Origin of the sequence: Anabaena sp. FACHB-595 (assembly GCF_048568275.1) — a bacterium.
GTDB lineage: Bacteria > Cyanobacteriota > Cyanobacteriia > Cyanobacteriales > Nostocaceae > Trichormus.
Window position 1 is genome coordinate 496,381 of sequence record NZ_CP183473.1, and the last position, 17,866, is coordinate 514,246.

Consider the following 17,866-nt stretch of genomic DNA (forward strand, 5'->3'; position numbering starts at 1 on the left):
CTCCCTACTCCCTACTTATTTTGTTGACACAACAACTAACTCTCTGCTACGTTTGCGCTTCTTCAACATTGAAGATGCACCCAACGCCGCCGCAGTTAATGAACCTAATACAGTTGTAGGTTCGGGAACAGATGTGACATTGACTCGCACGACTTCTCCCGATGGGCCGACACCACGTTTTGTAATGTAAATTGTGTTGTCAGGACTAACAGTGATACCTGTAGATGATTCCAGTCCTGCGCCTGCTGCTACTAAAGTTGTCCGAGTTCCATTAGGAGATACTTGAATTAACGAACCCGGTAATTGACTTAAGTCTCTACCTTTCCACTCAGCTTCATCACTGAATTGTAAGACTAACAAATTGCCAGTTTGATCAAATGTAAGGTCGGTGATGTGTGTAAATCCTTCGGCAAAGACTTCTATTTCATCATCCTCATTCAGGCGGAAAATTCTTGCTTGACCTTCTGGATAGGGGAAACCAGTATATTCACCAAAATAAATCCTACCATCGGGGCCAAGTGCAATCCCTGTGGGTACTGATTGCAGTTCGATAAATTCTGGTGGTGGGCCATCAGGTATGACACCAGGGGGTAGGTCTGGTGAGAGGGGTGGATATTCAGGATTGCTTACTAATTGTGTAGGTACAGGAAGGGCTTTAACTCCACTACCATCAAGGTTTACACCATAAACAACGTTGCCACCACCATCAGCTACATAAGCGGTATTACCTCTAATTGCTAAAGCATAGGGGTTAGTGATGACATCGCCACCGTCGGGATTATTGAATAGTTCATATTCCCCAAAATCAAAGATTTCTGTTAATTCCTGGGTGTTCAGGTCGGCTTTGTATAATTTAGCCAACGTGGGAGTATCTAATACTTGGTCGGGAGGAACTAAAGGTGCAATGAAGTTTTGTAAGGGTGGGAATGTCACATTAGTTGCCACAGCATTTAGTTCTCTGTCCCGGTTTCCGGGATTACCAGCATATCCAGCTAAAAGATAGGCATTGCCGAAGGCATCAAATTTTAAATCCTGAGGCCCAGCACCTTGTTGTTGAGATGGTTGTAATGCTAGTGAGTCAAAACCATCGAATATGCGGCTTTGCTGACCATTGGGAGTAATTCTAGTAACTGAACCTGTTTTTCCTGCACAGATTAACTGACCAGCTGTACTGGGAGAGCCTTGGCAATTTCCAGTTCCACCAAGTCCTGTTTCTCCTACGTAAATATTACCGTCAGGGCCGAAGGTAATACCCCGTGCATTATTGAGTCCGGTGGCGATTGTTGTTAGGCTTGCTGCTTCGGCTGTGTTTGTTGTGGAAACAGTTGCAATACTAACAGTAAGCAGTGTTAGAGCAAATAGCTTGAGTTTCATACTTGATTAAGAATGAGAGTTAGTAATTGGTGGGAGGATTAATAATTTGGATTGGGTGTTTGTGGGAGAAGACAACGCGATTTCAAGGCTTTTGGTTGAGACAAACTCTGCTTGTTGACTTTCGTAACCAAGCAACGCCAAAAGCGCCGAGTAGGAACACACTAAAAGCAGAATTAGGTTCAGGAACAGCTTGGGAATTTTCAACTCTGATGATTTGTCCTAGCCCTGGGCGATCGCTCCGATTTGTGATATAAATTTCTCCATTAGGGGCGATCGCTAAAGCATTGGGTGACTCCAGTCCATTACCACTGAGGATGGTGGTACGAGTACCATCGGCAGCAATTTTGATTAATGAACCATCGAAGTTGCCTTTCCAAGCTGACTGATTGGCATACTGCAAGGCATACAAATTACCAGCACTATCAAATTCCAGGTCTGTTAACTGCGTAAACCCATCTGCATAGATTGTTGTTTCCCCATCAGTACCAACTCGATAGATTTTGGCTCCACCTTCAGGGAAGGGAAAACCAGTAAATTGACTAACGTAGTAAGCACCATCAGGGCCTCTAACAACACTGGAAGGGACTACTTGAATAGGTAATTGTGGTGGTGGTGGTGCGGTGGGAGTTGGTACTTGTCCTGGTTCGGTGGATGGAGTACCGGAGGGTGGGAAAACTGGATTGGTTAATATCTCTTGGGGGAAGACGGACAGTGTTTGCAAGTTAGTGCCATTGGTTTGCACACTCAGCAAGTTGTTTGCACCTGCATCGACGGCTATAAGGTTATTACCATCAATAAAAAAGCCCAAGGGATTACTATTGATATCGCCACCATCAGGGTTATTGACAAGCTCGTAGTTAGCTAAATCGGCAATACTCGTCCATGAGTTGGTTTGAAAGTCGGGAGCAATGATTTTCCCTAAGTCAATGTTGCCAAGATTGTTACGAAAGGTAGGATTAGCCCCATATCCCATCAAAATATAAGGCTTACCTGTCGTATCAAATTGGATGTCTCGCGCTCCCCCAGCACCAGTACCATCAGCTAGGGCGATGGAAGGTAACCCAGTGAGTACAGGTGATGTCACACCATTCTCAATTTTCAGGACTGTACTACTTGTGCCGTAGCACAAAGAACCACCTTGACCAGTAACAGAGGGAATACAAGCTCCATTGCCTCCGGTTCCGGCTTCGGTCACATATAACGCACCATCAAGGCCGAAGCTTAAACCTCTGGCATTATTCAGACCATCGGCCACTACAGAAAAAGATGCAGCTTCGGCAGCTTTCATTCCTGAAAAAGCGGCAACACAAAAAGTAAATAAAGTAATAATCAGTTTATAATCCACACCCTTACACCCCTATACCCCTACACCCCTAACTAACGACAATTCTTGCTGTTGAGTTTTATGTACTGGTACATAACTCATACCTCTGTCGAAGGATTTGAGATTACCTGCTTTGGCTTCTAAGAAGCGTTTGATATTCATGCTCTCAGCGCCGAAGTCTTCTATCTGGAGTTTGCCGTGAGCGAATTGTTCACCATCTTTCCAGAAGGTAATGCGATGGAGGATGAAACCAGAAGCATCAGGGTCTGCAAATGAATAAGCTGCGGGAATCATCAGGGCTACAGAACGTTGGTAAAAGTCATGTTCTGGATAAAAATATTCTTGTTCCAGTAAGTAATATTTGCTCAGACTATGAACCCGTGCTGAAATTTTGACTTTCTGGTCATATTCGTCCAAAAATTCACCAGACTGACCGCCAACTTCACCTATTGGTCTGACTAAATGCGCCCACTCGTTGATATTTTTAACTTCTTTTAAATACTCAACTCCAAGTTCAACTGGAGCATCAACATAGATAGTATCGGTATCAATAAAGTAGCGTCCTTTTGCTGCTGTAGTCCGACCAAGTTTCCGTTCTAGATTAGCTTTAAGAGAGCGACACTCGGAAGTATGTACTGTATGAATACCTTGCATAATCATTGGCGTTTGTCGCCCAGGATCAACAAAGCTCAACCAATGGAAATATACGCCTTCTTCGTCTGTTCCCGGCTCTATATAGTTTGGCGGAAATAGTAACACGGGGTAAACTTGGAAGTATTTATTGTACTCAAATCCGCAGTGCCATTCAATGCCATAGAATAGCGGATTTTCAAGTTTTTTAACGTGATAATATAAATTCCTTTGATAACCAGGTGCGGTTCCTAGCCAAGTATCTTCGTCAATTTTCTCTTGCATCCGACTGAACAATGTCCAGTCATCTAAGTTTTTTAAACTGCAAAGATACTCGAATGCTGTTTCCGGTGATGTGGCAATATAAGCTGACGTTGCAAATGTATTTGTTTCCACTGTTCACTCCTCAAATTAATAATTAATTGCTCAGTGTTAGGCAGCAATTAGTTGATTTTTATTGATTCTCGCCTTCATAATCCTTTCATCTGCAAGCCGTTTTGAAGCATCATTAGTAGTAATGCTTTGTTGTTGAGCAATATTGAAAATTGCTAATAATGTGTCGTAAATATTATTAACTTGCTTGAAGGCCTTATCTTCTTCATAGCCAATCATTTCGTTATAAACGTTGATGATACCACCAGCATTGATTACATAATCAGGACAGTAGAGGATATCTTTTTCTACTAATCTTTGACCATGCAGACGCTCATTATCTAACTGGTTATTGGCAGCACCAGCAATAATTTTGGCTTGTAGTTGGGGAATTGTTTGACTGTTAATAATTCCTCCCATAGCACAGGGAGAAAATATGTCTACATTTTGTGAGTAAATTTCATCTGGCTCTACTACTGTAGCACCAAAAAGGTGTTTTATTTCTGCTGTTTTTTCAGAACTAAAATCAGCAACTATAAGCTTTATACCATTTTCATGTAAGTGTCGGCAGAGATTCTGACCAACATTTCCTAAACCTTGAACGGCAACTGTCATCCCTTCAATATTTTTAGTTTGCCAGCGAAATTCTACAGCAGCTTTAATACCTAAAAATACGCCTAAAGCTGTGATAGGAGCAGGCCCACCAGATTTTTCTTCCACACCAACTACATAATTGGTTTCTTGTTTAATTGTGCGGACATCTTGTGGAGTGATATTCACATCTTGCCCGGTAATAAATCTACCTTTGAGACTTTCCACAAAGCGTCCATAAGCTCTCAACATTTCATCTGTTTTATCTTCGGGATTGGCAATAATAACGGCTTTGCCTCCGCCTGCGGGAATGTTAGCGCAAGCTGCTTTATAAGTCATCCCCCGACTCAAACGCAAAGCATCTCTTAAGGCGGCTTCTTCATTGATATAAGGATAAAGCCTTGTGGCTCCCATTGCTGGGCCTAATGTGGTGTCATGGATGGCAATTATTGCTCTAATATCTGGATTTTTTCCATGACAGTAGAGTACTTGCTCATGTCCCATTTCTCTAACAGTTTCAAATAGCTGCATTTTAGTTTCTCAATCTTGTTTGTGGATTGATGAAGGGGAAGTAATACCAATTCAACTTTAGGAGCAATAGATATCATCAAAATTGCTATATTTGGCAGAATTGGTATTGATAAAGAGACAAAACTTCGCTCAAGCCATTCTTTTTGAGAACAGCTATTAGTCGAATTGGAAATAATCAGGGAAATGTGAAGAATATTTACAAGAAGACTAGCTAATTTTGTCACTCTGCAATAATTAGGTGGTTCGGAAATTAAAAGCTTGATGTTTGTCTAACAAAGCTTTGTATTTCTAACTTCATTGTTTTGGTTATTGGTATGAAGAGAGAAGATTTCTTTTCATACCATGTTTTTAAACGATCGCCTCAGACATAAAATCACACCAAGGGAAAAGAAACGTGTTTGGTGGCTGTTGATTTACCATTGCCATTTGATTTCACTCCTTGGGCTGCCAAACTTTTATTTCGTGCGCCAGAAGGGGCGGGGCGATCGCCATCAATAATTACATCGACAACAAAGGGAGCTTGTGAGGCGATCGCTTCTTTTAAAGCATCCTCCAAATCAGACTCTCTCTGCACTACAATACCGTCTGCGCCCATCCCACGAGCAACCATCACAAAGTTTGTTGGGGGAATCTCTGCATCTGCACCTTTTAAGCCCAATATTTTCATGCCTTGGTAGCACATATTATATCGAGCATCGTTAAGGACAATCCAAATCGCCGGAATCTTATACTTGACGGCTGTGTTGATTTCGTTATTCATCAGCATTGCCCCATCGCCAACAATCGCCACAGCTGTACCCTTGCGCGCTTGGGCTGCACCCACAACACCTGTCGCCGCATGACCCATTGCGCCCACTCCAGTGCTGACTCGGTAACGATTAGGTTCAGTGAATCGCAGATAATGAGTTGACCAAGTAAATGAGTTACCACACTCCGCCAAAACTATCGCATCACTACCTTCAACAATAATCTTCTGAATTGCTGCCATCAGAACTTCTGGCCGTACTGACTCACCCACTCCGGTAGTAATTGCTTCGATTTGAGGACGAGGTAAAGACACAATACTAGAACAAGGAGTGTCTGGGAGATGTTGCCCAAGCTCCTGTAAATAAGTCTTAATGTCAGACTGAATCGATAAGGTGTTGGCGTGGGGATAAGCTACACCTGGGACTTCCGGATCAATATCTACATGGACGAAACCTTTTACTGGAACCATTGTCGGACTCCAGAAAGAAGTCGGTTCACCTAAACGGGTTCCTAAGACCAAGATACGGGATGGCGGTTGTTCTTCCATATAAGTAATCACAGAAGCATCACCTCCCAAACCTGTGACACCCACAAACAGAGGATGATCTTCAGGAAATATCCCTTTACCACGAGGTGAACAGATGACGGCTGCACCTGTTTTCTCTGCCAATAGACGGATTTCTTCGGCAGCATCCCGCGCCCCAAAGCCAACCCAGATGGCAAAAGGTTCAGAGAATAATAACTTTGCAGATTTGGCAATCTTTTCTTTGTGAGCAGTCACCCGGTAAGCAGCTACATTTAGCTGAGGCCAAGATATATCCTCAACAAGACTAGTTTGTACACCTGTAGGAATACTCAAGTGAGCAACAAAACCACCTGGTTGAGCTAAACCCAAAGCTAACTTACGGAAAACCTGCGGCAATTGGGCTGCTGATTCTACGGTGATGGCGTAGTTGAATAATGCCCCAGGGGTGAACATTCCCCCACTGGGTAAGGTGTAAGTGCTAGTTTCTTGAATTGCCCAGCGTCCACGTTGCGGTGCTGAGGTACAAGCTGATAACAAAATCACCTTCGCACCTTCACCACGGGCAGCAAATAAGCCTGTGAGAGCGTTGGTCATCCCTGGCCCGGCTGTAGTAAATACTACAGTAGGGTGATTACTAGCAAAATGGGCTTCAATCGCGGCAAAGGCTGCTCCCGCTTCGTGGCGAAAGTTTAGGACTTGCACGGTACTGTTTGATAGGGCATTCCACAGGCTGGCCATAGCTCCCCCAGCCACACCAAAGGCACTAGATACTCCCAACTTAGTCAGCATCAGAACAATGGCATCTGCCACTGACAGTGAGGGGTGTGCCTGGTTAGGGAAAAACGGCTGAATTTCTATATCGTTCAACTCACGGGAATCGTGAGACAAAGATTCTACATATTGGCTGCCGTTGGTAGGTAATTCTTGGTAAAGCTCACCAGTCATAATCTGGGAGTCGGAATCAGTATATTTTTGACTCATTGCTTTCACTTAATTCCAGAAACTTGCACAAGGCTCTCTAGACTACACTTAGCTATCTAACCTTAAGAAACTTGTTGCATATAATATTGACAAAGTTGGGACAAATCAGTAGTAGAGGTTATAGTGCAGCTTGAATTGCCCAGTAGAAAAACTTTTTAAAACACAAATCTGTACTTATGGAGACTAGAGTACGGGAAATCAATAACTGTTTGCAATGAAAAATCTTTTGATTGCACTTACCAATTCTTTCGCACTCCTGTAAATAACCATCTTTTGCTCCGAAATCCAGCAAGTATTATGGATGTCTTGCGCTATTTGTTAAGTTATGTCACATTAACGTTAAGGAAATAATTAATTACTGATCAACATCAAGCACAAATGTTTGTTGTCAACTCTCCGTAGTATTATCAATCTATTTTGATATAAATCGAACTTGTTGTTTATACAACTCTACGAGAACAGCTAACTTTTGTTGATAGATAAAGTAACTCTAAAAATTGAGTTCATCTCTCTTAAGGAGTAAGTAATGATTGTAAACAAGCTAAAAATACAATGTATATCTTCTGATAGATGGTTTTTTAAAAGACTGAGAAATACTGGTCGGTAATGTATCTCTAACGACAGATGAAGGAAGTGGTACATCCATATTAGATTCCTGAGTGAGTAATTTAAGAATAATTAAGAGGATGAATTAATGAGTAAAGACTTATAAATTGAGGCGAAATAGAAATATGCAATTTTAGTAGTTTATTTACTCGTATAAGCAAGTCGTGGTTTATAGATTGTAGAGAAGTGAATAATACGTAAATTATTAGGTTTTTATAGGCATAAAAACTTATATATAGGATTTTGACTAGATCAAAAAAACTCTTGGGACGTTTCTAAGTGGAAACCCACGCATCATAGTGGACTCCTGTTTTTAGGTTAAAAGTCAAAGATGAGTTTTATAAACCTATAGATAATTTCACGCCAAATTCAATTAAGTATCAGTTTGTTGTTATGTAAATAGGTGAAAGTAGGAGATTTTTCTTGGAGTTACAGCAAGTAATGAATATACAGTCAGAATTGGAGTTTAAATTTGCCCATTACCTGATCAACAATGCCGTAGAAGCATCCTTTTGTTTGGGAGACAACTGGCAATTTCTCTACGTCAATGATGCAACTTGTCGTATGACTGAGTATTCTCGTGAACAGTTGTTATCGATGAATTTGCAAGATATAGATGTAGATTTTGCGTTACATGATTGGGAGGAAATCAGACAAAAGAATAACTACACATTTAAAACTAGATATCGTTCTCAGAGTGGAAGAATATTTTTAGTAGAAATGTCTTTAACATTTTTAGAAGACCAAGAGAGGCGATTTAGCTGTGTTTTTGTGCGAGAGAAAAGTAATGAGATCGTAGAATTAAGTGTACAAAAGTGGATTAATGAATTAAGAGATGCCAATAATAAATTGCAGCAAGAAGTTTCTGAACTCAAGAAAAAGGAGGTTAATCTAGAAAGTTCCCTATCTTTACTTAGCTCAACTCTCGAATCTACTGCTATCGGCATTGTGGCGATTAATTTTGAAGGCGATATTCTCAATTATAATCAAAAGTTTGCTGAGATGTGGAAGCTCCCACAGCAACTAATATTGTCTAAAAAATGCCCTCGCTGTAAAGCTTTTTTTGAGGGTCAAATGAAAGACCCTGAAACATTTAATAGACTAATTTGGGCAGTTTCTAGTACATCCAATATTGAGAGTTATGATGTTTTGGAATTGAAAGATGGTAGGGTTTTTGCTCACTATTCGCAACCGCAGTGGCTGGGACAAAAAATAATTGGTAGAGTCTGGAGTATTTGGGACATTACTGAATCTAAGCAAACAGAGGAAGCATTAAGACTAAATGAGGCTAGGTTTCGAGCTTTAGCGGAGACTAGCGACGCTAGCACTTTTCTGGTTCAAGATACACAGTTTTGTTATGTTAATCCTGCTGTAGAGGTGCTTACAGGCTACACGAGAACCGAACTGCTCAATGGGTTCGATATTCGGCGGCTGATCAAATATCGAAAAGGTAGACAGATACGTAATTCGGCTACAGCTACTAACTTTGAATATCAAGAAATCAGTATTTTAACCAAAAACGGTGCAGAGCGTTGGTTATCTTGTGCAGTCACAATACTTGATAGCACGATAGATTTTCAAGGTAAATCTGTAGAAATGATTACGGCTATTGATATTACCGATTATAAACAGGCAGAATCAGAGCTTACCCAGGCTTTAGAACAGGCAAAACATCTCGGTGAATTAAGAGCAAGTTTCCTTTCTATGGTGTGTCATCAATTCCGTAATCCGTTAAATATTGTCTCTTTTTCCAATAGCTTGCTTAAGCGATATCTTAATGCACAGACAGAAGAGACTATACAACCATTACTCGATCAAGTGCAATTATCTATTCAACAACTTAACCAGATGTTGGACGATATGTTGCTCTTTGCTAAAACAGAAGCAGCCAAACTTAAATTTGAGCCTAGTCGATTTGAAATAGTGGAGTTTTGCAACGATGTGATTTCACAAATGCAGATGGCACACTTTCCTAATTATATTAATTTTATTAGCCAGACTGAATATCTAACAGTTTGGATGGATAAAAATATATTAGATTCGATTCTCAAGAATTTGATTGATAATGCAATTAAGTATTCTCCCTTAGGGAGTATGGTAGAACTGAGGCTTTTAGGTAACAATGAAAAGATAATTTTTCAGGTCAAAGATGATGGAATTGGGATTTCAACATTAGACCAGAAACGACTTTTTGAACCGTTTTACCGAGGCAAGAATGTTGATAATATTCCTGGGACTGGACTGGGGTTGTCGATTGTGAAAACCCTGGTAGATTTACATGGTGGTCAGGTTGCAGTAGAAAGTAAAGTTGGCGTAGGTACGACATTTACTGTAGTGCTGCCACACAAGATATAGAACCTCATTTGCTCCAAGTTATAAATGTTAAATTTCTGTAACTTAACGTTTATCAGTTGGAATAAATAGACTCTGCTGAATTCTGAACGCAGAGATTGGTAAGAACCAAACTTATATTCACGGAAAAACAATGCAGGAATCATTAAATACAATTCTGGTCATTGAAGATGATACAGTTACCCGCAATCTCTACTTAAAGGGACTGAAAATTGAAGGGTTTAATGTCATAGGTGCTGAAAATGGTGTGGTGGGTGTTCAAAAGGCACAAGAACATCTGCCAGATATAATTATTTGCGATATTATGATGCCTCAGATGGATGGTTATAGTGTTCTCACCATCCTACGCCAAGACTCTTTAACAGCAGGTATTCCCTTCATTTTTCTGACTGCTAGCGATATGAGGGGAGATCTTCGTAAGGGTATGGAGTTGGGTGCTGATGATTATATTACCAAACCATCTACCCTAGACGAATTACTCAAAGCGATCGCCACCCGTTTACGCAAGCAAGCATCTGTGAAAAACTGGTGTAATAATCTCCTCCAGAAAACTGCAAAACCAGCCTCTACAGCTAGTGCTGTACAAAAAACTCCTCCTGATTCTCAATCCATTTTTCCGGCTGTTCCTCAGTTAAAAGAGGTTTTCGACTTTATTGAAGCTTATTTTCACCAAGGGATTACTCTCTGTGACGTAGCGGCTGCGGTGGGTTATTCCCCTGCTTATTTGACTAATCGCGTAGCCAAGCAGACAGGAGATACTATCAATAACTGGATTGTCAAACGTCGGATGGCGGAAGCTCGTCGTTTACTTCAAAATAGCGATGAGACTGTAGAGCAAATTTCTAGATTATTGGGATATCAACACGTTTGTCATTTCTCCCGTCAATTTCGTCAACATCACGGGTTACCTCCCCATGCTTGGCGATTATGTTCTAAAAATAAGGAAGAATTAGTAAAAGTTTAAAGCCGCCACGATAGTACGACGTAAAAATTTCATATAATGCCTATAGTGCTGTTAAATCAAGGCAAGTGCTAAATTATTCCATATGTTATGAATTACAGATTAGGGGAATAAATTTAAATTTGTTAACTTACTTCTAAAGTAGAGTAAGAATTAAATTCATCCCCATCTGTTGATAGAGTAATTAACAAATTATTACCATTAGATTGGATTTGTTAACTTTTTTATATTCAAGTTAACTCCTGAAGCATTTTCTGAGCAACTTTCATTGATGAAATTTGTAACAGCAGTATTTATGCACTTCCTAGTATAGCTGTCGCCAGTAGTTTTAGGACATTAATAGATGATACAACCTAGACACAACAAGACTTTTCACCCAGTCCCCAGCTATATGTGCTGAAAAATTGGTTTTTAACTGCTCAATGACAACGAACTTTAGACTCACTAAAAGGAGTAATATTTATGCAACTAAAACCAATCAATCAGCAGGTTGTTTCCGTCGTTGGGGCTGCTAGTGGGATTGGACGAGAAGCGGCTATTCGCTTTGCTCAACGTGGGGCTAAGGTTGTTGTTTCTGCCCGTAGCCAATCAGGGCTAGAGTCTTTGGTGAGAGAGATTACAGACTTTGGTGGTGAAGCAATTGCTGTAGTCGCTAACGTGGAAAAATTTGAGCAAGTTAAGGCGATCGCTGATAAAACTGTAGAGGTATATGGCAGACTTGATACTTGGGTACACGTTTCAGCTATTGGACTGTTTGCCAATTTCGATGATATTACACCAGAAGAATTTAAACACGTCATCGATGTCAACCTGATGGGGCAAGTATACGGTGCGATGGCTGCACTCCCCCATTTGAAGCGTGAGGGACGGGGTGCATTGATTCACATATCTTCAATGGAAGCTAGGCGATCTCTACCATACCAAAGTGCTTATTCCTCATCAAAACATGGGGTAGATGGGTTTATTGATGCTATGCGCCTGGAATTGATCCATGATAAATGGCCGATTAGCGTCACTAGTATTAAACCAGCCGTCATCAACACCCCTTTCTGGAATAATGGTTTAACAAAGTTAGGAGTCAAACCTTCAGGAACACCGCCATACTATGATCCCAGGTTAGTAGCTAACGCCATTCTCTATGCAGCCGAACATCCAACTCGTGATTTATTAGTTGGAGATGTAGCTAAGATACTGGATTTATTACATCGCATCTCGCCAGCGTTAACAGATTCATTGTTACTCTTGGTTGGCTTCCAATCTCAACATATTTCTGGCGAACCCAAATCTGAAGCTGGGGCAAATAACTTTTACCAACCAGTCCCAGAACACGACAGAGTAGATGGCGACTACAGCAACTTAGTCATCCCCAGCATTTCCGATTTTCTAGAACAGAATCCACCATTACAATGGGGTGCGATCGCTGCCGGTACAGTATTAGCTTTACTCACAGCCCAAGCTCTTAAGCGCAATTGAATAGAAAAATCATTCTAGATTTTGGATGGAAATAGCCTTGATTTCTGTACTTACATATATCTTTAACAAGTCAATGATCAAGTTCTATCTTTAGATTTATGAATACTCAGTGAGCCACGTTTATTGTTGGTTACTAAGGTGAGCGATCGCCTAATTGCGTAAGTGAGGCTAACAATCATGTCAAATCAAAGTTTTAGATATAGCTCTAATTTACTCACAGAATTGGATAATAAACTGGCTGAAGTCTTCAGTGGAGGACAACAAGGCCCCCTTGTGTTCTATGGCTGTCCTCAAGACAGATATGTAACCAACCACGATGGTAAGTATTGGTTCCGAGGTGCTAGAGGCTGTGATGTGTTTGGACGTAACGCAGTACCACAAATAGTTAGAGATAGGGCATCATAGCTGCAAAGTAGGTGACAAGTATCCACATTTGTTTTTGAATGTGGATACATATATATTTTTGTTTTATTGAGAAAGTAAACCTGCATTCAATGCTTTGGTGATGCGATCGCTAGAAAATTGCAAGTGGGCTAAGGTGTAAATATCCCCTTGTTTACCCCATTGCTTGAGTTGGGTGTCAATAGCGTTTTGCAGTTGGCGTAATTCATACCAAGCTAGTGTGCTGCCATCTTCGGGTATATCAAGATGATGTAAGACCATTTCCAGCAAAATATCTAGATATTCTCGTTGTAACGAACGGCGGATGCTAGAAATTGGCTTTGGTTCTGCTGTGCTGAAAACCTCCGTCCAAATACCTTGTTGCAAGGTGTCGAATAATTCTGGTATAGAAAGGGCTTGCTCAGAAGGGCTTTTAAGTTCTATATCTTGTAAACGATGCAGACGCTCACTATCTAAGAGCGATCGCAAAATAAAGCGTTGAAAATTCAAAACACGTTCGTGAATGGGATAGTCAAGGCGGTTGTTGGGTACAGAACTGCCCCAATGTTGCCAACGGGACGGAGCTAACTGATTAAGTAATTTTGGTGAAAAACTAAAAGCATCTTCAGCAAATACATACTCTTGTAATTCTGCTAAAGCTTGACGTTGTTTGCTTAGGGGAACTGGCACAAATGCCCAGGAACTATCATCACTAACGTGAGTCCGGCGAAAAGATTGCCCACCAATATATTTAGAAAGTAAAGCAGCGTTACGAAAATAATATTTCAATACTTTATTAAATAAAACACGCAAATGACTATAGCTTTCTCCTTTGGGTAGATAATGCTCGTCCAGGCGTTGCCACATGGCGCGGGCGTTATCCATTTGCCATTGCGAATAAACCAGCACATCACTACTCATATCCCAGACATTTGCCAAAGGATTGATATCCCAAATATCCTCATCTGTAGCGTAAGATAATTCTGGTTGCGGCGATGCTAAGGCAATTTGCTGTAAAAAACTCCTTTCTACTTCCGGGGTAACTACCTCATCTACTCTATGAGGGCTGTATCTATAACCGTACTCAATCGCCCATTCATCATAGGGGCCAATCACTCCGGGAAAATAATCCCCTTGTTCTACCCCCTGGGGTGCAATGTTCACAGGTAGATAGTCCATCACCGAACCCACTAAACCTTTGGCGCGAGTGATTTCTCTATTATTTAATTCTTGGGGCGCTAACATAGTACTACCGTGAAAGTTGTGGCGCAAACCCAGAGTATGACCGACTTCATGAGCCACAAGATAGCGCAAATATTGATGCACATATTCCTGCATCGCTTCATTACTAGGTTGAGTATTTTGCAAAAGTGATAACGCCAAAGCCCCCATAGCGGCTTGCTCAGAAGTATTTTGGCTATAGCAAAGTTCGGAGGAATGGAGGGGTGTGGGGGTGTAGGGGTGTGGGGGTGTGGGGGAAGAATATTGGTTAATATCCTCCTGCTCCCTGCTCCCTGCCCCCCTGCCCCCTGCCCCCCTGCTTCCTACCTCTCTGCACATATCCCCCAAAGACAAACCATCATTCATCAACGCTCGGTACTCATGCTGAACTGACAGCACCATATTGGCATCGATGATGATATCTGCATCCAAAATTTCTCCCGTGAGGGGGTTGACACGGACTGGTCCTTTGGCAAAACCTGCATCTAGAGAATTGAACCAGCGAATAGTATTGTAGCGGACATCGGCTGGTTGCCAGTCGGCATCATCTGGCATTTGTCGCACTTCAATAGCGTTGGCAAATCCGGCTTTAGCAAATGCTTTATTCCACATCAGTACACCTTCCCGAATCGCTTGGCGGTACTGCTGGGGTACAGCATTTTCAATCCAAAACACTATCGGTTGTTTGGGTACAGATGAAGGTGCATTCGGGTCAGATGGTTCTAGATGCCACCGATTGATATAACGTACAAAGGATTCTTGCGTGTTGTGATTCGAGAAGTCCTGAAAAGCTGTAATGAAATATCCAACTCGGTCATCTGCTAGCCGGGGAATATAGCCATTGTTTTCTTGAAGTTGGGAAAAACTGTAGTGTACCTTGAGGGTAAGCGCTCGGCTATCGGGTAAGGTAACTAAATTTGCTCCTTCTGGTGAGAAAAAACCATAAACTGCATCAATTTCTAGATTTTCTGGCAAGCTGTTGACATTACCAAAATAGGATTTACTTGCTTCTAGGCGATAGTCTGCCTGCAAAGAGTATTTCAATAGAGGTGTTAAGCCGGGAAAGTCCTGCATCAGCAGGTCGTCTAAGTTTATGAGAATATTTTTACTACGTGAATCAATGCTATTAATGGGTAGTGAGTAAAGAACTGAATCGCTAAATGAACGAGCAAGCGATCGCTCTTCTGGTTGACTTGCTTCTGTACGGAATTTAACATTACGCACGACAAAGTGCAAATTATTATTGACTCGCTGAAAATAGAACAGATAATCAGCCAGGGGTGAACCGCTATAAATACCGCTTTCCCCCACACCCGACTCTAATGTCACCGTAGCTAAGTAATTTTTATTTAATTGTTCTGGCTTAATTTCTAAAAAAACATCACCAAAATTTTCCCGACTATAAAGAGTAAATAGCCCTTGTAGTTTCTTTGTTCCTTTAACCAACTCACGAAATCGCCAAAAATCTTCCTGTGGTTTCTCCCCACGATTATTTTCGGCAACAGCTAAGTTTTCCATTACCGGGTATGTGTTGAATTGCTCTATATCAAGGCGTGTTAGTTGCTCGGCTCTTACATAATTAGTATTGAGTAAGAAACTATACAGAAAGGCTACAAATATTACTAATCTAATTAACCAGTATCTCATCCTTTATTTTTCTGCCTGAAGCGGTTTTCCTGTAGAAAAAATGTAGATTAATTCATCGTCTGTAATCTGTACAAACACTTAGGTGATGTTCAGAACTTACAGGTACATAAATTTACTTGAGTCAAACAACACTGCTAACCCAAAAGCAGTGTGTGATTTGAATGCCGTGAGCGTTATTCTGCGATTTTTCATTTATAAAATAAAATTATTGATTTAGCAATATTTATTTCTTAAGACAGATATTTTATAAGTCTCAAGATAGATGTAACGGAAGTATATCTGCATTGAATCTGAAAAAATGTAATAGATGCTACGTTGAAAAGCTGTTGAATAAGAAACGTAGAGAGAGTCTGCAACCGAGGAGAGCGATCGCTATAATATTTTTCAGTAAAAAATTATCATCAATATACTGGTATAAACCACCCTTCTGGTAGTGGCTCCATCAAATTACTTCAGCGTCAACCTAATAAATCTCACACTTTTTATACCCCATACGTATGAGGGCAAAAGCTACTCATTTAAAGGAACCTATTTATAGAACACTTTATTAGTTCTGTACCAAAGTTTTCTCAAAGACGTGGTTCTTAGCTAATGACTATATGAGGTGATAAAGATGAAACTAGAGATTTTAGCCACAACAGCACTACTAAGTACAATTGCTCTAACTGCTCCAGCACAAGCGGCAAATCCCCAACACATCCAACAATTATTAACTACTAAGAGTTGTCCGGGATGTAACCTGACAGGAGCAAACTTACAGCAAGCTCACTTAATCGGTGCTGACTTAAGAAACGCCAATTTAGCAGGAGCCAACCTCAAACTTGCCAACCTAGAAGGCGCTGATTTAACTGGTGCAAACCTTAAAGGAGCTAATTTGAGCCAAGTTTTTGCTAGCGATGCTAGTTTAAGCGCTACTAATTTGACAAATGTTAAACTCATCAATGCCGAACTCTACAATGCTGATTTAGAAGGCGCTGTTCTGGCTAATGCTGATTTAAGAGGAGCTATCTTATTCGGTGCGTTATACAGTGGTTATTCTAGATAAAACTAGAAAATCATGACTTTAATCACAACTGCATTCGTGACTTTTAACCGCTCTAGTAGTTCACCAAACACACTATGAGGGGTCATAGATATCCTACTTTTTGGAAAAGTCGGGGATATGAACACCCGCAATCTGTCAAAATTAACTGGGTAGAAAGATTGCCTAAAATTAACGCGAGTCTCTAACGGAGGCGCACGTTAATTTTATTAGCAGTTTACCAATTACCAATTACCACCCTCTAACAATAATTTATTGAATTAAATATAATGACTAATCATACCTATGTTTTTTGGATTTAATTACTTCAATAACATCATCATGACGTTGACCATCGATAATATCTTTTAAATGAATCTTGCCTTCAATATACTGAAGATGAAGTCGCCATCCTGATAATTTATCGATATCAGCACGATATATTGCCTGTTTGATACCTTTGACTTTACGGAGTCTAGTTTTGGGAAAAGTTCTAGTTCTATGACATTCATGATCTTCTAGTTCTGCCAAAGCTTCTAGAAAATCAATTTTTAGATGATCAGGTAAGATATCCATAGCCTCATGAATAACACCATGCTCATCTAAAAGTGGCTTAATCCGTGACATCAGTTAGAGCGAACCTCAAGTTCTTGATTTTTAATACTGAAATCGTGATAGAGAGATTCAGCTATTGAATTGTAAGCTTTTGAAGCATCTTCCGTATGGACTACTCTAAATAACGTTATCACCGTCACGTCAAAAATTGGATCGTCGTCAATAGTAATTATTAATCTGACATCTTTATCGATAATCAAAGCGTAAAGAGAAGATTCATAATCTGCATCAAGCTTGATATCTTTCAATCTAAAAGCTTGATTTTCTAATAACTTTTTATTTTTTGATAACAACTCAACGTAGCGATTGAGCTTTTTAATTATTTTAAATTTTTCTTTATTATTAAACTTGTTTAAATCGTGTTCAAATTCTTTTGTGGACTCAATAAGTATTTCCATTTAACTGATTCCAGACCTGAAACACTAAACTAACTTCAAATTTAACCTATAACTATAAAAAATTGAGTATTCCTAAGATATTTATCTAAAAAATCAATGATATAGATAGAGCTAT

General features: G+C 40.4%; 13 protein-coding genes. 5 read left to right on the plus strand and 8 right to left on the minus strand.

Annotation, left to right across the window (positions count from 1 at the left end; translation table 11 throughout):
* Positions 1-15: 15 nt before the first annotated feature.
* The 5 genes from ACN222_RS02095 to scyA all read right to left on the minus strand — a co-directional run bounded on the left by ACN222_RS02095 (position 16) and on the right by scyA (position 7,076).
* On the minus strand, positions 16-1,374 hold the full coding sequence (locus ACN222_RS02095; protein ID WP_010994599.1) for a ScyD/ScyE family protein: 1,359 nt from the start codon (positions 1,372-1,374) through the stop codon (positions 16-18).
* An 82-nt stretch (positions 1,375-1,456) separates the two neighbouring features.
* On the minus strand, positions 1,457-2,719 hold the full coding sequence (locus ACN222_RS02100) for a ScyD/ScyE family protein (RefSeq protein ID WP_010994600.1): 1,263 nt from the start codon (positions 2,717-2,719) through the stop codon (positions 1,457-1,459).
* A 12-nt stretch (positions 2,720-2,731) separates the two neighbouring features.
* Positions 2,732-3,724: a scytonemin biosynthesis cyclase/decarboxylase ScyC gene (gene scyC, locus ACN222_RS02105; protein ID WP_010994601.1), complete on the minus strand. Its 993-nt coding sequence runs from the start codon at positions 3,722-3,724 to the stop codon at positions 2,732-2,734.
* A 36-nt stretch (positions 3,725-3,760) separates the two neighbouring features.
* Entirely contained in the window at positions 3,761-4,822 is a 1,062-nt protein-coding gene (gene scyB / locus ACN222_RS02110) for a tryptophan dehydrogenase ScyB (protein ID WP_010994602.1), read from the minus strand.
* Positions 4,823-5,195: 373 nt separating this feature from the next.
* On the minus strand, positions 5,196-7,076 hold the full coding sequence (scyA, locus tag ACN222_RS02115) for a scytonemin biosynthesis protein ScyA (protein ID WP_044520618.1): 1,881 nt from the start codon (positions 7,074-7,076) through the stop codon (positions 5,196-5,198).
* A 1,047-nt stretch (positions 7,077-8,123) separates the two neighbouring features.
* Between scyA and ACN222_RS02120 the strand changes: the two genes are divergently transcribed.
* The 4 genes from ACN222_RS02120 to ACN222_RS02135 all read left to right on the plus strand — a co-directional run bounded on the left by ACN222_RS02120 (position 8,124) and on the right by ACN222_RS02135 (position 12,873).
* Positions 8,124-10,037 carry a scytonemin biosynthesis sensor histidine kinase gene (locus tag ACN222_RS02120; RefSeq protein WP_010994604.1) on the plus strand — a complete coding sequence of 638 codons (1,914 nt, stop codon included), beginning with the start codon at positions 8,124-8,126 and terminating at the stop codon, positions 10,035-10,037.
* A 130-nt stretch (positions 10,038-10,167) separates the two neighbouring features.
* Positions 10,168-10,998 (plus strand): response regulator, encoded by an 831-nt coding sequence (locus ACN222_RS02125; protein WP_010994605.1) that lies wholly within the window; start codon positions 10,168-10,170, stop codon positions 10,996-10,998.
* A gap of 459 nt (positions 10,999-11,457) precedes the next feature.
* Positions 11,458-12,468, plus strand: a complete 1,011-nt coding sequence (locus ACN222_RS02130; protein WP_044520621.1) for an SDR family oxidoreductase — start codon at positions 11,458-11,460, stop codon at positions 12,466-12,468.
* A 177-nt stretch (positions 12,469-12,645) separates the two neighbouring features.
* Positions 12,646-12,873, plus strand: a complete 228-nt coding sequence (locus tag ACN222_RS02135; RefSeq protein ID WP_126987330.1) for a hypothetical protein — start codon at positions 12,646-12,648, stop codon at positions 12,871-12,873.
* Positions 12,874-12,936: 63 nt separating this feature from the next.
* Here ACN222_RS02135 and ACN222_RS02140 read toward each other — a convergent pair whose 3' ends face one another.
* On the minus strand, positions 12,937-15,717 hold the full coding sequence (locus ACN222_RS02140) for a zinc-dependent metalloprotease (protein ID WP_010994608.1): 2,781 nt from the start codon (positions 15,715-15,717) through the stop codon (positions 12,937-12,939).
* A 613-nt stretch (positions 15,718-16,330) separates the two neighbouring features.
* Here ACN222_RS02140 and ACN222_RS02145 point away from each other — a divergent pair.
* Entirely contained in the window at positions 16,331-16,762 is a 432-nt protein-coding gene (locus ACN222_RS02145) for a pentapeptide repeat-containing protein (protein ID WP_010994609.1), read from the plus strand.
* Between the two features lie 270 nt (positions 16,763-17,032).
* Here the strand turns inward: ACN222_RS02145 and ACN222_RS02150 are convergent, their stop codons facing one another.
* Together ACN222_RS02150 and ACN222_RS02155 are read right to left on the minus strand one after the other, a co-directional pair.
* A complete protein-coding gene (locus ACN222_RS02150; protein ID WP_010994610.1) occupies positions 17,033-17,365 on the minus strand; it encodes a hypothetical protein in 333 nt (110 codons plus the stop codon).
* The gene (locus ACN222_RS02155) at positions 17,365-17,751 is read right to left on the minus strand and encodes a hypothetical protein (RefSeq protein ID WP_010994611.1); all 387 of its coding nucleotides are present in this window, start codon (positions 17,749-17,751) and stop codon (positions 17,365-17,367) included. The genes ACN222_RS02150 and ACN222_RS02155 overlap by 1 nt, the downstream gene beginning before the upstream one ends.
* Positions 17,752-17,866: the final 115 nt, after the last annotated feature.

Bases quoted from the DNA above. Each gene is read 5' to 3' on its own strand.
- scyA (WP_044520618.1), bottom strand. From the start codon at position 7,076: ATGAGTCAAAAATATACTGATTCCGACTCCCAGATTATGACTGGTGAG.
- ACN222_RS02135 (WP_126987330.1), top strand. From the start codon at position 12,646: ATGTCAAATCAAAGTTTTAGATATAGCTCTAATTTACTCACAGAATTG.
- ACN222_RS02155 (WP_010994611.1), bottom strand. From the start codon at position 17,751: ATGGAAATACTTATTGAGTCCACAAAAGAATTTGAACACGATTTAAAC.
- ACN222_RS02140 (WP_010994608.1), bottom strand. From the start codon at position 15,717: ATGAGATACTGGTTAATTAGATTAGTAATATTTGTAGCCTTTCTGTAT.
- ACN222_RS02150 (WP_010994610.1), bottom strand. From the start codon at position 17,365: ATGTCACGGATTAAGCCACTTTTAGATGAGCATGGTGTTATTCATGAG.
- ACN222_RS02130 (WP_044520621.1), top strand. From the start codon at position 11,458: ATGCAACTAAAACCAATCAATCAGCAGGTTGTTTCCGTCGTTGGGGCT.
- ACN222_RS02125 (WP_010994605.1), top strand. From the start codon at position 10,168: ATGCAGGAATCATTAAATACAATTCTGGTCATTGAAGATGATACAGTT.
- ACN222_RS02145 (WP_010994609.1), top strand. From the start codon at position 16,331: ATGAAACTAGAGATTTTAGCCACAACAGCACTACTAAGTACAATTGCT.
- ACN222_RS02095 (WP_010994599.1), bottom strand. From the start codon at position 1,374: ATGAAACTCAAGCTATTTGCTCTAACACTGCTTACTGTTAGTATTGCA.
- scyB (WP_010994602.1), bottom strand. From the start codon at position 4,822: ATGCAGCTATTTGAAACTGTTAGAGAAATGGGACATGAGCAAGTACTC.
- ACN222_RS02120 (WP_010994604.1), top strand. From the start codon at position 8,124: ATGAATATACAGTCAGAATTGGAGTTTAAATTTGCCCATTACCTGATC.